The 14,933-nt window shown below is 50.2% G+C and carries 13 protein-coding genes and 2 pseudogenes; 4 read left to right on the top strand and 11 right to left on the bottom strand.

Annotated elements, in window-relative coordinates:
* Positions 1 to 185: pseudogene (locus tag ACEW8P_RS03375) on the top strand (hypothetical protein); the annotation flags it as partial.
* Between the two features lie 35 nt (positions 186 to 220).
* Positions 221 to 463: a hypothetical protein gene (locus ACEW8P_RS03370; protein WP_373511697.1), complete on the top strand. Its 243-nt coding sequence runs from the start codon at positions 221 to 223 to the stop codon at positions 461 to 463.
* Between the two features lie 95 nt (positions 464 to 558).
* Here the strand turns inward: ACEW8P_RS03370 and ACEW8P_RS03365 are convergent, their stop codons facing one another.
* The 3 genes from ACEW8P_RS03365 to sucC form a co-directional block, all read right to left on the bottom strand.
* Positions 559 to 1,344, bottom strand: coding sequence for a hypothetical protein (locus ACEW8P_RS03365; RefSeq protein WP_373511696.1), 786 nt, complete (start codon positions 1,342 to 1,344; stop codon positions 559 to 561).
* Positions 1,345 to 1,366: 22 nt separating this feature from the next.
* Complete coding sequence (locus ACEW8P_RS03360; protein ID WP_373511695.1) at positions 1,367 to 1,795, bottom strand: GNAT family N-acetyltransferase; 429 nt, start codon at positions 1,793 to 1,795, stop codon at positions 1,367 to 1,369.
* 467 nt (positions 1,796 to 2,262) lie between these two features.
* Positions 2,263 to 3,486 (bottom strand): ADP-forming succinate--CoA ligase subunit beta, encoded by a 1,224-nt coding sequence (gene sucC, locus ACEW8P_RS03355; RefSeq protein WP_373511694.1) that lies wholly within the window; start codon positions 3,484 to 3,486, stop codon positions 2,263 to 2,265.
* 296 nt (positions 3,487 to 3,782) lie between these two features.
* On the opposite strand from sucC, the gene ACEW8P_RS03350 reads away from it, so the two are divergent.
* Positions 3,783 to 4,445 carry an ABC transporter ATP-binding protein gene (locus ACEW8P_RS03350; protein WP_373511693.1) on the top strand — a complete coding sequence of 221 codons (663 nt, stop codon included), beginning with the start codon at positions 3,783 to 3,785 and terminating at the stop codon, positions 4,443 to 4,445.
* Between the two features lie 161 nt (positions 4,446 to 4,606).
* Here the strand turns inward: ACEW8P_RS03350 and ACEW8P_RS03345 are convergent, their stop codons facing one another.
* From ACEW8P_RS03345 to ACEW8P_RS03335, 3 genes are read right to left on the bottom strand one after another with little or no spacing between them, the layout of a single operon-like run.
* Positions 4,607 to 5,476: a family 16 glycosylhydrolase gene (locus ACEW8P_RS03345; RefSeq protein WP_373511692.1), complete on the bottom strand. Its 870-nt coding sequence runs from the start codon at positions 5,474 to 5,476 to the stop codon at positions 4,607 to 4,609.
* A 49-nt stretch (positions 5,477 to 5,525) separates the two neighbouring features.
* On the bottom strand, positions 5,526 to 5,870 hold the full coding sequence (locus tag ACEW8P_RS03340) for a XisI protein (protein ID WP_373511691.1): 345 nt from the start codon (positions 5,868 to 5,870) through the stop codon (positions 5,526 to 5,528).
* Positions 5,867 to 6,298 (bottom strand): element excision factor XisH family protein, encoded by a 432-nt coding sequence (locus ACEW8P_RS03335; protein ID WP_373511690.1) that lies wholly within the window; start codon positions 6,296 to 6,298, stop codon positions 5,867 to 5,869. The genes ACEW8P_RS03340 and ACEW8P_RS03335 overlap by 4 nt, the downstream gene beginning before the upstream one ends.
* A gap of 32 nt (positions 6,299 to 6,330) precedes the next feature.
* Between ACEW8P_RS03335 and ACEW8P_RS03330 the strand changes: the two genes are divergently transcribed.
* The gene (locus ACEW8P_RS03330; RefSeq protein ID WP_373511689.1) at positions 6,331 to 7,326 is read left to right on the top strand and encodes a GSCFA domain-containing protein; all 996 of its coding nucleotides are present in this window, start codon (positions 6,331 to 6,333) and stop codon (positions 7,324 to 7,326) included.
* 73 nt (positions 7,327 to 7,399) lie between these two features.
* On the opposite strand, the gene ACEW8P_RS03325 is transcribed toward ACEW8P_RS03330, so the two are convergent.
* The 5 genes and pseudogenes from ACEW8P_RS03325 to ACEW8P_RS03305 form a co-directional block, all read right to left on the bottom strand.
* Positions 7,400 to 10,366: a DUF2723 domain-containing protein gene (locus ACEW8P_RS03325; RefSeq protein WP_373511688.1), complete on the bottom strand. Its 2,967-nt coding sequence runs from the start codon at positions 10,364 to 10,366 to the stop codon at positions 7,400 to 7,402.
* Positions 10,367 to 10,705: 339 nt separating this feature from the next.
* On the bottom strand, positions 10,706 to 12,049 hold the full coding sequence (locus ACEW8P_RS03320) for an ABC transporter permease (protein WP_373511687.1): 1,344 nt from the start codon (positions 12,047 to 12,049) through the stop codon (positions 10,706 to 10,708).
* Positions 12,050 to 12,227: 178 nt separating this feature from the next.
* The gene (locus ACEW8P_RS03315) at positions 12,228 to 13,142 is read right to left on the bottom strand and encodes an ABC transporter ATP-binding protein (RefSeq protein WP_373511686.1); all 915 of its coding nucleotides are present in this window, start codon (positions 13,140 to 13,142) and stop codon (positions 12,228 to 12,230) included.
* A 217-nt stretch (positions 13,143 to 13,359) separates the two neighbouring features.
* The gene (locus ACEW8P_RS03310) at positions 13,360 to 13,794 is read right to left on the bottom strand and encodes a hypothetical protein (RefSeq protein WP_373511685.1); all 435 of its coding nucleotides are present in this window, start codon (positions 13,792 to 13,794) and stop codon (positions 13,360 to 13,362) included.
* A 218-nt stretch (positions 13,795 to 14,012) separates the two neighbouring features.
* Positions 14,013 to 14,933 (bottom strand): annotated as a pseudogene (locus tag ACEW8P_RS03305) (biotin carboxylase); the annotation flags it as partial.

Here is a 14,933-nt window from a genome sequence, read left to right as displayed (position 1 = left end):
GGTACATCAACTCCGTTCACGAGGCTTACGTGGCCAAGGCGATGGGGACCGAGCGTTACGCTGAGTTCAAGGCATCGCTGCCCGCTTATCTTCGCGAGGAGTTCGGCGGCGATGGACCAAAGAGTCCTCACGAGGCGGCCGTCATTCCGCTAGAACCGAAGTGGTTCGAGAAAATGGCCGGATAATCAATCACTCATTTTTAAAGAGAATCATCATGAATATGAATCCAGCATTTTTCAAGAGCAAGGGCGGCGGTCAATATTTCAAGCGTGAGGGCGAACGTGTCAAGATCGTCTGCCTGTACGAATTTAACCCGTCAGTAGAGCGTACGGCTTACGACGATAAGCTGTTGTCGGCCCTCGAATGTGTCCCTTGCGACGAAGCATCGTTCAATGAAGCTCAGGAGCAAGTCATCAAAATCCTGCAACTCGGCGAAGTCGAGTGGGCTGCTCAGAGAGCCTAGTTTAGAAGAGTAATGTAGTTTTGGTTTTATGGATGAATAGCTTCGGGTCTTTGACTCGGAGCTATTTTGTTTTAGTATCTTAACCAACTACCCTCTCAGACGCTTATTAATGGCACACCTTGGGTAGCCTGCCAATGAGTCCAAAGGATAAAACCCAGGATGCCAGTGAAGAAAGTCCAAACAATCGCGGACTTTTGTCTGGTACTCAACGACTGGGCAGCTAGAAACACGCCCAGGAGCATCAGCATCTGCAAACCATGTAATCCAAAAAAATGCGCCACGCGCAAGTCTCCGAATCCCGTACTCCAATTCAAAAGCGACAGTCCCGGCCCGCCGTCCGCCGCGCCGACGGTGTGGCCCCGCTGCGCCGACATGTAGCCACCCAACGCGCTGCCCACCAAGAACAGAAGTAGTCCCATGCGGGCGCCCAAGACATACGGCCCTGGTAGTTCACTGAGGTTAGTTTTAAAGTAACGATAAGTGAAAACCATAACCCAAATCGTATTGTATAGGATAAAAAATCCCATCAGTGCAAAGATAATTCCCCCGCTCATGGACTCCATGTTGAAGTGTGACTTCACACCACGCGCTGCCTGTACCGTGATAGCCATGTTTTCGACGACAATAGCCAGGGTGATTTGGCTTGCAAAAAACCGAATGAAGCGGCTGCGCGGCAGGTCGCCGCATAGCCATGCGAAAGTCAGCAGGTAAATTCCCGATGAGACAAAGAACTTAAAGGGCTTAATCCAGCGGTCGATACCTAGGATTTGCGTATCATCGATCGCCATCGGAATCAGCACTATAACGGCTCCTATCAAATGCGCCATTCCTGCGTAATAAAGTAAAGAATTCCGTTTGTGAAGGGCAGTCAGCAAGTCCATAAGTCATTGTTTTAGAATCCAATCAATGCTCGTCCCCTTCGTAAATCCACATGGATTCGGTTTCTCCGGCGCGTTGGAAACCAATTTTCTTGTAAAACTCCACGGTGTTTCCGTCGGCAGTAAGTACCTGCATGTGAAAACCTTTATACTTTTCCTGCATCTTTTCTACCAGGCGATTACCAATGCCCATGCCTTGATAATCGGGATGAACGAGGAAGTGCGGGTAATATACAACTAAATGTCCGTCGGAAATGGCATTTCCCAAGCCGACCAGCCGATCCCCATCCCAAGCTGTGAAGAGCGAATGGGAATTTAAGAGTCCGTTGTAAAGTTTAGTCGGCTTCTCAGCGGCACTCCAACCGTTTGCCTCGTAAAGAGCCAATACGTCCTCTATGCGTAAACCTTTCTCGTCTGAAATTGTAATTTTTGGTGTTGCTACTTCACTAATCATATTTTATATTTTAGGATTTCTATTAATTTATTTTGAATAAAGTACCATATTAAATATTCTTAATAGCCAATTAATCAGTTTTTTGTAAAAAGAAAAGGTATATCAATGGGTTCGGCTATTATTATTCGGAACGAATGAAATCTTAATGTTAACTGCTATTCGAAATGGTATAATTCAAAGATAGGGAATTTCTATACCAAAGGCAAGTTCGTGTAAATTGCTGCACGTGATTTACTTCGCGGTTATTGTAGAGTTGGCCGGGAGTATTTGGGCAAAGCGGTGCGGGCGACTTTCACCACAGCTGACTGCACGAAAGGCAAATTACCTTTTTATAACTTAAATGAAGATTGGGCAATTCGTGGCGAAGTGTATCTAATAATCTTTCTTTTCGCAGAAATTACTGATAAAACAGAAAAGGCGACCCAACGGGCCGCCTTTTCTGTTATCTATATCATTCATTACGTTGACTAAGCCTCCATCCCAGCCAGAACTTCCTCCACGCGCTCGGCAGCTTCTTTGAACTCAATGGCCGAATATACTTTCAGCCCTGATTCGTTGATGATGCGCGCGCCTTCCTCGGCGTTGGTGCCTTGCAGACGGACGATGATGGGCACGGGAATCTCGCCGATAGCTTTATAAGCTTCTACGACGCCCGCTGCCACGCGGTCACAACGCACGATACCGCCGAAGATATTGATCAGAATCGCCTTTACATTCGGATCTTTCAGAATGATGCGGAAACCCGCCTCGACGGTCTTGGCGTTCGCTCCACCCCCTACGTCGAGGAAGTTGGCGGGTTCGCCGCCCGAGAGTTTGATGATGTCCATCGTGGCCATCGCCAGGCCCGCGCCGTTGACCATGCAACCCACGTTGCCGTCCAGCTTCACGTAGTTGAGGTTATTGGCCCCGGCTTCTACCTCCAGCGGGTCTTCTTCGCTTATGTCACGCATTTCGGCCAGTTCGGGATGACGAAACAGGGCGTTGTCGTCGATATCTACCTTGGCATCGACCGCCAGAATCTTGTTGTCGGAAGTTTTCAGTACCGGGTTAATTTCAAACATCGAAGCATCGCTTTCGCTATAAGCGCGATACAAGGCAGAGATGAATTTAACCATTTCCTTAAATGCTTCACCTTCCAGTCCCAGCGAAAAAGCTACTTTACGGGCCTGAAAACCCTGCAAGCCAACACTCGGGTCAATCCACTCTTTGGTAATTTTTTCGGGCGTATTCTCGGCTACATCCTCGATGTCCACACCGCCTTCGGTACTGGCCATGATGACATTGCAATTCTTGGCACGATCCAGCAGGATGGAGAGGTAAAACTCCTTCGGCTCATTAGGGCCAGGATAGTACACGTCCTCGGCGATAAGTACCTTGTTGACCTGCTTGCCTTCTTCGCCTGTTTGGTGCGTGACAAGAATTTTACCCAGAAGGTTTTTGGAGATCGTCCGCACGTCCTCGACCGACTTGGCCAAAGCCACGCCGCGCTGCTCACCGCCCACGACTTTGCCCTTGCCGCGGCCCCCGGCGTGAATCTGCGACTTGACCACGTACCACTTAGTACCTGTCTGCTCACTGAGGTTGCGGGCTACTTCCACCGCCTTGTCAGGTGTGTCGGCCACGATTCCTTCCTGAATGCGGACGCCGTATTTTTTAAGGATGCTCTTGCCTTGGTATTCGTGAATATTCATTTTTTGGGTTTGATGTTTAAGGTTTAAAAGTTTAAGCGGGATCGTCGATTGAAAGCGATTGTCGATTGAAGGACAAAATATTGCCGATAAAGTTTTTACCTAAAAAACTGCTTTTCAGAAAATTAGCGGAAGGCCGAGAGCCGACCGCCGAAAGCCGAAAGCCAACAAACGGCAGTATTTCGTTAGTTTCACGGCAAATTAGTGAATAATTTATAACGAGAGGAGGTTTGATTTGCCTTTTGTAAAATCGAAACCCGACGCCGTTAACCATCAACTGTCAACCGCCCACTAAAAAAATGCCCTTACTCACCGCCGAAGGCATCACCCGTACCTACGGTTCACTGCAAGTCCTGAAAGGTATCGACCTCCAAATCCAACCCGGCGAAATCGTTGCCATCGTCGGCGCGTCGGGCGCGGGCAAAAGTACGTTGCTACATATCATCGGGACGCTTGACCGTCCCGATAGTGGCAAAGTCATGATTCAGGACACTGACGTTTCACAGTTAGGCAACAAAGCTCTGGCGCAGTTTCGCAATGAGCGCATTGGTTTTGTTTTTCAATTCCATAATCTGCTGGCCGAGTTTTCAGCTTTGGAAAATGTATGTATGCCGGGTTTCATCGGTAGCCAACACAGCGAAAAGACTTTACGGGAGCGCGGTATCGAATTGCTGGAATTGCTAGGGCTATCCGACCGCCTTGATCACTTACCCTCGCAGTTGTCCGGTGGCGAGCAGCAGCGGGTGGCCGTAGCGCGGGCCTTACTGAATCGCCCCGCAGTGGTGTTGGCCGACGAACCCAGCGGCAACCTGGACTCGCACAACGCCGAGGATTTGCACCGCCTATTCTTCACCCTCCGCGACGAGCTGAACCAAACTTTCGTCATCGTAACTCACAACGAACATCTGGCCGAAATGGCCGACCGCCGCCTTGTTATGCGGGACGGGTTGATGGAGGGTTGAGAAGTTATACCAAAAAATTACTATCATTGCGTGACTTTTGTGCGCCGAAGGCGTCCTAAGTCAGAAGTTTTTCATAACGTTGAGTAAATCAAATAGCCGCCCGGATTTTCCGGGCGGCTATTTTGTATTTGGCAAATTCTGTTTCAGAAGTATCTCAACTTTTACTTCTTCTCCACCAACTCGTACACTCGCACGTAATCTACCTCCATACTTTGCGGAAAAATGTCTTGATCTACTCCTTTTTGACCACCCCAACTACCTCCCACGGCAATGTTGAGTAACAAAAACTGCTTGCGGTCAAAGGGCCACTGTGACCAGTTGTAAGAGGAAGTATTGTCGAAACGAAAATACTGTCTGCCATCCACGGCAAAGGCCACGTAGCCCGGCTGCCATTCCAAAGAATAAACGTGAAATTCCGTAGAAGCCGTCGGCACATCGGTCTGAGATCCCTTATTGGTACCGATGGAGTGATTGAAAGCCTTGGTGTGAATGTTGGCATGAACCCTTCCCTGGTCGAAGCCCACGTGTTCCATGATGTCCAGTTCGCCGTTGTCGGGCCAGTACTGACTGCCGTAGTTGCTGTCGGTGGCTAGTGTCCAAATGGCCGGCCAGGTACCCACGCCCGTCGGCAGCTTGGCTTTTACCTCGATTTTGCCGTACAAAAAATCACCTTTCCCCTTGGTCAGCAGCCGCGCCGAGGAAAACTGGCGACTGCCGGAAGCTTCCTTGCGGGCCGTGATGATGAGTTTTCCGTCCTTTACCTGGGCATTTTCCAGTCGGTCGGTGTAGTTTTGCAATTCGTTGTTGCCCCAGCCGCTGCCGCCCAGGTCGTAGCCCCACTTGGCGGGGTCGGGCTTGCCGACGTAGTCGAACTCGTCCTGCCAGACGGGTTTGTCGGTAAAAGTGTACTCCTTGGGCGGCGTGAGCGGCTTCGGGTCGGTGGCTACGGGAGTAGGCGGGGCGTCTTCCTTTTTTTGGCAGGAAGCGTTGAGGGAGAAGAGTATGAGGAGAAGTAGGGTGGCGTGGCGCATTTATTGAGTGATGAGTGATGACGGGATAGCCCGCGCTGTGATTACTTCATTATGCAACGGCGTAGCCGGTGTAGGGGCGATAGCGGGGCGGTTGGAAACCGAGTACGATGTCAGATTTTTCAACCCCTTGTTCCATAAGGTTTTCGGTGATCAGGACATCGGTATTGTTGACCTGAATCCATACTTTACCATCGGACTTGACATCAAAGTGAAATATCGTGTTATGGGCAAATGCTTCCCCTTCCCAGCCGATGCGGACCAATTGAAAATGACCGCGTTCGAAGTCGGCGATTACCTGATTTTCTGAATCTGGTAGGTTCACTGGTTTGTAAGCAGCAAACTGTTCAAGAATTGATAAGACAGCTTTCTGGGCAACTTCTTTTTTGTTTTTCATAATTCTGAGTTATTCTGTGGCATCCACTTGACGATGCTTTCGGTTAGATCATTGTACGAAAATAAATTTATACTGAAATCAAGGATGGCGTCCTGCGCGTCTGGATTTGTAAAAAAGGACAGATAAGCACTTTCCGGCACAGCTAAAAATAGGGTTCTTCTAGGTTCCTTTTTTCTTATGCCACGCGAATAATTCAGATATTGGCCCAGCGCCAGGTGAAAATCATAGAGTAAGGACGGTCCGATAAAACTTTTGACTTCTACGGCGATGAGTTCTTTCTCTCGTCTTGCACCAATGAGTCTCTCTGCTCCCAAGTCCACGTTGTAGTTCGTAGAGAAAGCCTCTACTACATACGGATCGTCGGTTATTTCCCAGCCTTCTTTCTGTAAGGCAACTTTCACGGCTTCATGGAACAAATCTTTTGCCATAACCTAGATTTTTATCAAAAATACAAAAAAATATGTCCACATTCCTGAAACTGACCACCGAAGTATCTATGACCCCTTCCGACTGGAAGATCGACCACCAAACGCAGGTACTGACGGTCGGCTCGTGCTTTGCCGAGGTACTGGGTGGACAGTTGGCAGAGAATAAATATTCGGTGATGAGCAACCCTTTCGGGACGATGTTCAATCCGTATTCCATTGCCAAAGTCCTAACGATGGCTTTGGAAAATACGCGCCCCAACGAAGAACTCTATACACAGAATGCCGACGGAATTTGGCGGCACTATGATTTTCATTCGTCATTTTGGGCGAAAAGCAAGCAGGAACTGAGCGAGATTTTAGCAGATGCTTTGACCCGGGTGCGGACGTTTTTAGATTCCGCCGAGGTGCTGGTTATCACGTTCGGGACGGCTTACGTCTATCGTTACCGGAAAAACCTGTCGCTGGTGGCGAACTGCCACAAGACGACCCAGAGCGAGTTTGTGAAGGAGTTGCTGGGCTACGAGCAATTGCAGAACGCTTGGGGGGACTTGATCCGCACCTTGCGGACTACCCGTAAAATTATCCTGACCGTAAGCCCGGTGCGGCACACCCGTGACACACTGCCGCTCAACCAGGTGAGTAAGTCGGTGCTGCGGCTGCTGTGCCACCGCTTGACGGAGCAGTACAAAAGCGTCAGCTACTTTCCGAGCTACGAGATCATGCTGGACGAACTACGCGACTACCGCTTTTATAAAGACGATTTGATTCATCCCAGTGTTTTAGCCGAACAAGTCATCTTCCAAAAGTTTTCAGAAAGTTACCTTTCGGAAGAAGCACGGGAAACGATGCAAGAATGGCAAGGCATACACAAAATGCTTGCGCACCGTCCCTTTCAACCCCAAGCGCCTTCTTACCGAAAGCATTTGGAAACCACGCTGAACAAGCTGAAAGATTTAGCGGATAAACTACCCGTAGAGAAGGAGATTCGGGAAGTAAAAGCGAAGCTGCAAACCCTTCCCAATCAATAGGATCGAGACAAAAAAATGAATCCCTCCGGTAGAACTACCAGAGGGATTCGACTTTTGAAAGACTAAGAACTACCTACTGTCCGACGTTATACCCGGCAATATGCTTCTGGAAAATCGCGTCGTACTTCTTCGCAGCCTCTTCCTTCCCTGATTCACGCAAGGAGTTGACAATAGTTTGCAGGATGTAAAGGTCGATATTGGCATCGCGCTGATTACTGGTTCCGTTCTCCTTAGCAAAATCCAGATTCTCGTCAGCCCGCGAGGCCATCGTGTCGGCAATTTCCAGAGCCTTTTTATCCTCGCCCAGCTGGAAAAGTGGACGGATGTAATTGGACGTAATCTGGTCGTAAGGAATACTCTCATCGGGCATCACATACAGAATTTTATTCAAAGCCAACTTAGCCTTATCCATCTTGTTTTCAGCAATCAACTGACCTACCAGGCGCAAGAACGCGATGCGGGCCGTAAAGACGGGCGAACCCAGGAACGTGTTGTCGTAGTAAGTATTTGGGTTGTTCAATTCCCGCCACGCCATCTTGGTCATCAGATTGTTGTACATGATGTCCGAGTTCACGTAGCCATCGGTAGCATTGGGAACAAAGACGGGCAACAAGCGGTAGGCGTAACCCTCCACTTGCATATACTCTTTCAGGTTGAGGTAGTTGGAACCCGCCAGGGTGGAGGAGAAGTAGATCGGTCGCTGCCAGTTGTTGGTCGCGATGATGTCCAGCATGATGAGGTCCGACTTGTAAAGGTCGTTCTTGCCGATGGTCCAGCTAATGGAATCGCGCAGGAAAGGCACCATGTCGGGTTTTAAAATACCCAGCTTATTCACATTCGCCACGTCCACGGGTAGGAAAAGCACCGACGAAGGCAGAATGGAAGTCATATCGCCGCTGGTAAGCGGTACCTGGATGGCTTTGTTTTCGGATTTCACCAGACCCATGTACTCTTTCAAGTTGATGCCGCCTTTCACACCAGGAATTTCGTAGAACGGCACTATGTCGTTTTTGCCGAACATGTAGTTGTCGTGTTCAAGCGAAATCGGCAGCGGTTCCGACTCGTAGGTCTGTCGCTTCATCTGGTCGATGTACCAGTCAGTACCCAAAAGGCTGAGGTTACAGACCCGAACATCGGTGCGGAAGCCTTCGGTTTCCTGCACGTACCAGAGCGGGAAGGTATCATTGTCGCCGCCCGTGAACAAGATCGCGTTCGGGGCGCAGCTGCTGAGCAGGTTCTTGGCAAAATCGACGGAGTGGTAGCGGTTGCTGCGGTCGTGGTTGTCCCAGCCCTTGAAGCCCATGATCGCCGGAACGATCAGCCCCAGAGCCGTCGCCAGTCCCGCCCGCGCCGTGGCATTCTTGACAAAAGACGCGATGCCCTCGGCGATGGAAATGACCCCAAAGCCAATCCAAATGCAGAAAATATAGTACGAACCGACGTAGATATAGTCACGCTCGCGCGGCTCGGTGGGTGGCGAGTTGAGGTAAACTACCAGCGCCACGCCCGTCAGGAAAAACAGTAATCCCAGCACCAGCAGATCGCGGCGACGGCGGAAGTACTGGATCACGATACCCAAAAGTCCTAACAAGAAAGGTAACATGAAGAAGTTGTCGTGCGCTTTATTGTGGGAAATCGCGTAGGGGAAATCCTTAGCGGCATCCAGCGGCAGCAGGTTGCCCGCGCCCTCTTCGTCGCTCTCTCGGCCCACGAAATTCCACATAAAGTACCGCCAATACATGTGGCCGATCTGGTACTTGAGCATAAAGCCTATGTTGTCGGCCATCGAGGGTTTTTGGCCTTCGGCCAGGCCCTGCATCTGTCGATAGAGTTGTGGATGGTTGGATTGGGTGCTGTACATCCGGGGCAGCAACATGCTGGTGCCCGGCTCGTATTCGTACTCGGGCTTATAGTCGATGATGGCGTACTTATCGCCTTGCTTACGGTAAATGGGGGCACCGCGGTTTTGCTTGATGGGTCGCGACACGAAGGTTGGCCCGTACAGCAACGGACGGCTACCGTACTGCTCGCGTTTCAGGTAGGAAACGAAGCTCAGCGTACCGTCGGGGTTGTTTTCGTTGATGGGCGGGTTGTAGTTGGCCCGCACCAGCACTAGCAGGTAGCAGGAGTAGCCGATCAGCACGAACGCCAGCGACAGCAGGGCTGTATTGAGCAAGGCGTTTTGCTTGATTTGGGAATAGCGGATGCCATACACCAAAGCCCCCAGGAATGCAATGATGAAGAAGATAGTACCGCTGCCAAAGGGCAATCCCAAAATGTTGACAAACTTGATTTCGAACCAGCCCGCCAGGCTTGGGAGACCGGGAATGATGCCCGAATTGATGATGACGAGAATCAAACCGCCCGCGATGAAGGCCATCAGCCCACCGAAGAAGGTGATTTTCCGGTATTTCTTGTAATAATAAACTAAGGCTAAACCGGGAATCGTCACCAAATTCAGCAAGTGAACACCGATGGAAAGACCTACTAGGTAAGCAATGAAAATGAGCCAGCGGTTCTCGGCGGCGGGATCTTCAATGCGTTCCCACTTGAAAACTGCCCAAATGACGATGGCCGTAAAAAACGACGACATGCCGTAAACTTCCGCTTCGACCGCCGAAAACCAGAACGAATCCGACCAGGTGTAGGCCAGCGCGCCCACCACGCCCGCACCGAGCAGCAGAATGGTATCGGCCATCGTGAGGTCAGCTTCTTTCTTGCGCAAAAGCTTCAACCCCAGCAGCGAAATCGTCCAGAAAAGGAAAAGAATGGTAAACGCGCTACTCAGCACTGACACCATATTGACCCAATAAGCCACCTGCGTGACGTCGCCAAGGGCCAACAGCGAAAACAGCCGCCCAATCAAAAGAAAGAAGGGCGCGCCGGGAGGGTGGGGTACTTGCAGTTTGAATGCGCAGGCGATAAACTCCCCGCAGTCCCAGAAACTGGCGGTGCGTTCGACGGTGATGGCGTAAGTAAGGAAGGCAATCGCGAATACAATCCAACCGGTGAGGTTGTTGAAGCGGTTGTAGCGGGTCATTTTTTTAGTGAAGAGTTGACAGTTGACAGTTGACAGTGATTGAAGATAATATTCGCTTTTAGAATATCTCCTTTCGGCAATCCTATCTTAACCTTTTTTAAGCTTTTAGATTCAGGAAGTTGAACCTTGGGCCAAAATTAGTAAAATAACCCCAACGGCAAGTTTTCGGCGGTCTTAAAAAAGGTTAACGTTTCGGGGCAGAGAAACGTGGGGGAGGGGGGTAACGGTCAACGGTTAACGGTCAAACGACGTTCTCTGATTTCTTTTCATTGTAGTCCTCGAATCGTTAACCGTTAACCGTTAACCTTTTAACCCAAAGGGAAAAAGTTACTATCAAGCTCAAATTTTATAAAAAATCCACTTACCCAACTCCTTGTACGACACCTTCTTGCCATACATCAGGATGCCGACACGGTAGATGCGGGCGGCCAGCCATACGGTCCCCATGATGCCCAGCACCAACAGACCCATAGATAGGGCCAGTTGCCAGCCGGGCACGCCGAATGGCACCCGCACCATCATCACAATGGGCGAGGTAAAGGGAACCATTGAGGCCCAGAAAGCCAGTGGGCCGTCAGGGTCGCGCAGGGCGAATTGGGCGAAGAAGAAGGAAATAATAATGGGCATAGTGATGGGTAGCATGAACTGCTGCGTGTCAGCGTCGTTGTCCACCGCTGCGCCCACAGCCCCGAAGAGGGCACTATAAAAGAAGTAGCCTCCCAGGTAATAGAATAGGAAGCAGGCGATGATATAAGGAATGTTTAGGCTGTTGACCGCTCCAAGCATTTCCGTGACGGGATTGTCTTTACCGGGGGACGCTGCCGAGGCGGCCATGGCTCCACCGGCGGGCATGCTCTTCTGTACCTGCTCGATTTTGGCCTGCGGATTATCACCTATTTTATCCTTGAAAGCGTAGCCCGCCGCCGAGATAAACAGTACGGTGAGCAAAATCCACAAAACAAACTGCGTCAGGCCTACCAGTGCCACACCCACAATTTTGCCCATCATCAATTGATAGGGCTTTACCGATGATATGATCACCTCCACGATGCGGCTGGTTTTTTCTTCCGTCACGCCGCGCATGACCTGCGTTCCGTACACGAACACCGAGATATAAATCATAAATGCGCAGATGCCGCCGATGATCGTCGCCGCGCCGGAACTGCTGCTTTTTTCGCCCTCCTCGTTTAAACTGATCGTTTCGGAACGGACATTGACGCGGGCGTCTTCGATGACTTTACGGGTGATACCCGCTTCGGTCAGCTTTATGTTCTCGATCTGCCGCTCGATGGTTTTCTCGATGTCGCCTTTCAGGTCGAGGCTCACGTTTTTGGCGGCGTAGATACGGACGTCTTTAGGGTTTTCCAGGATATTCTCCGGAATAAACACCAGCGCATTGACGCCGCTCTCCTTGTCATTGGTGAAGGCAGCCTTAGCCGAATCCAGTGGCTCGTCGATGTAGCTGAATTTGAGTTCTTCGGTATCCTTGAACTGATTCGTGAAAAGCCCGCTCTCGTCAAGTACCTCCACGGTTTTGCTCTCGGTGCTGCCGATGGCAATCCAGATCATGGCCGCGTAAAAGCCCACAAACAGGAAAGGGGTCAAAAATGTCATGATGATGAAGGACTTCTTCTTCACCCGCACGAGGTATTCACGTTGGAGGACTAGGAGAATGTTTTTCATTTTTTAGGAGCGACAGAGTCACAGAGCGACAAAGCGACAAAGTGATTTTGTACTATGTTGGATTTGTTTAGACGTGTTTAGCGATTTGGACTTTTTACAAAAGAAGAACTTGAATAATGCTACTATTTGGCATAACTAACTTTGTTGCTATGCGGCTTTGTCGCTTAGTCGCTAAAATTCAGCTTTCCGGTACTTCATTCACCGCCCGCATGAACACGTCGCTCATGGTGGGGATGTTTTCGCCGAAGGAATGGATTTGTACTTTGGGCAATAAGTCCGACAATAATTGATTAGGCGAGCCACCCTGCGGCAGCCGGATCTCACTACGAGTGAGCCCTGCGGGCATCGAGCGACTACTTTCAATCTGGTATTGCGTGGCCAGTCCATTTAGCAAGCCGCTATGCTCCACAAAAAACGTGTTGGTCTTAAACTGTTCCTTGATCTGGTTCTTGGGCCCGTCAAGTACTTTCTTTGAGCGATGAATGAGGGCGATGTAGTCGCATAGTTCCTCGACCGTCTCCATACGGTGGGTCGAGAAAATAATGGTACTTCCCTTCTCGCGCAATTCCAGAATCTCGTCGCGGATTAAATTGGCATTGATGGGGTCGAAGCCGGAGAAAGGTTCGTCGAGAATAATGAGGTCGGGTTGGTGAAGTACCGTGGACACAAACTGCACTTTCTGCTGCATTCCCTTCGAGAGGTCGGAAACCTGCTTGTCCCACCAGGTCTTGATGTCAAACTTGGTGAACCAGATTTTCAGCTTGTCCATTGCCTCGCTTTTGGATAAACCCTTCAAGCGCGCCAGGTACAACAACTGATCGCCGACCTTCATTTTTTTGTACAAACCACGCTCCTCGGGCAGATAACCGATGCGCCTGATATGGTCGTTGTGCAACGGCTTGCCGTCGAACAGTATTTCGCCGGAATCGGGACCGGTGATTTGGTTGATGATGCGGATGAGGGAAGTTTTACCCGCGCCATTGGGTCCCAGTAGCCCGAAAATACTGCCCTTAGGGATGTTGATACTCACGTCGTCGAGGGCGCGGTGTTCGGCGTAGTCCTTGATGATGTGGTGCGTTTCGAGAATATTCATTGGGGAGTTTATGAGTTTATGAGTTCAGGAGTTTATGAGTTGAGAAAGGAGTCCAAGAAACTCATAAACTTTAAACTCAACAAGGCTTCAAAGTTGCGAAACATTAGTTCCCGGTGCAAAGGGGTTCAGGACAAAGATGCCGGGAATGTGACAGAGGGTAAATAAAAAAAACGAGCGGAATGTTTCCGCTCGTCTTGTACAGTGTTTCATGACGTGGTCACACGTACTTTGGGCGAATCTGAAACAAAATCCAGCCGCCGATCAGAAAACCGATGATGAGGCCAAGAATATTAAACTGGAGGAGCGCGATAATCATATTTAGCAGAAAAGCATAGTACAATAAATCCCATCCCTTCTTTTTATTGGCCCGAAGCGGAGAAAACGCCATGAGGTAAAGTACCGCCGCGATGGCTCCGCCGATTATTCCGAGATAAAATTTCCAGGAAGAACCATAGGCATTCACACCAATGGCACCAACAAAAGCGGCTCCTAAGCCCAGCAAACTGAGCAGACCGATAATGCCTAATATAGCCCCGAGCAGGGTCAGCCAGGGGGCCAACGTAACGAGGATGTCCACGAGGCTTTCGGGAAAAGCAGGGAATTTGGCGAATAAATCGCGCAGTTCTTTTTCAAGGGGCAGTTGTTGTTCCATGCGTTGTAAGAGGTTTGGGTTTAGGGTAGAGAATTGAGAAATTTTCGGGTAAACTAAACTAAATAGGGCACAGAAGCAACTGAACACGAGTTTTCAATTACTAATTAGTGGTTTTGGCTGCGTGAATTGTATTCAAAGCGACAAAGCCACAGAGCGACAAAGCGACGAAGGTTTTTTCTCTGTCGCTTTGTCGCTCTGTGGCTTTGTCGCTCCTCAAACTACTTCGTCAAGCTCCCGATCAAATCCGGCATTTCGCTTTTGTCTTCGATCAGATTGGAAGAATACTTGCTATGGATCGCGTCGATCCACATCCTGGCCCGGTCGGTGAGTTGGAAATCATCGGTCATCATGCGGCCCCTTGCAACCAGAATACCCATGTCGGCGCCTTCGTAGAAATAGTCGCCCGGTTTGGAAATGCGGAGGAAGAATGCTTCGCTTTCGCTCTCGACGGCGCGGCGGTGTGTGTCCATACGGTCAAACTGGATGTGGCCATTGTCGAACATCCGCCAAATGCCCGACTGCGGGGCTTCTGTGACGTACTCTATAGTGTTTTTGGTGTGCTTGATGACCATCTGACTCCAACTGTCGGTATTTTCTTGCCTGGCCCAGCGGTCGTTAATGGCCTTCGTGCTGAACTCGTAGTCCACGTCCATCCATTCCAGAATGTGGAAAAGGTACAGCGGCGCGTCGGCCAGGGCAAACACGGCGTGGTTGGTGATGGAGCTTGCACCCGTCACGCGCGGATTCAGCTCGCCGAGGTAGATTTCTCCGTTGTCCTGATCGATCAAGAAATCCAGCTCAAAGTACCCTTTGTAGCCTTCCTTGCGCAGTTGATCCCCAAATAGCTGAGTGTATTTCCGCGCTTTCCGGCGAATGTCCTCTGAAAAGGAGTCGGGAAAAATCTCGTTGCCACACCAGCCGCCTTTGTAGGGAGTGAGTTCCTTGAAACCCACCAACTCAGTCATCAACGGAGCCACGACGGTGCCGTTCTTAGTTACGCAGGCCTCGATCGCCGAACCCCGGCAGTTGATGCGCTTCATGACTTTTACTTCGGCTTCGGCCTCAATTTCCTCGGCGTGTTTATTGTACTCTTCTTCGTTGGAGATAAAGAAAGTCGTGTGGCCCGAATCGCCGAAGGG

The organism is Persicitalea sp., assembly GCF_041751555.1.
Lineage (GTDB): Bacteria > Bacteroidota > Bacteroidia > Cytophagales > Spirosomataceae > Persicitalea.
This window is presented reverse-complemented; position numbering and strand designations above follow the sequence as displayed.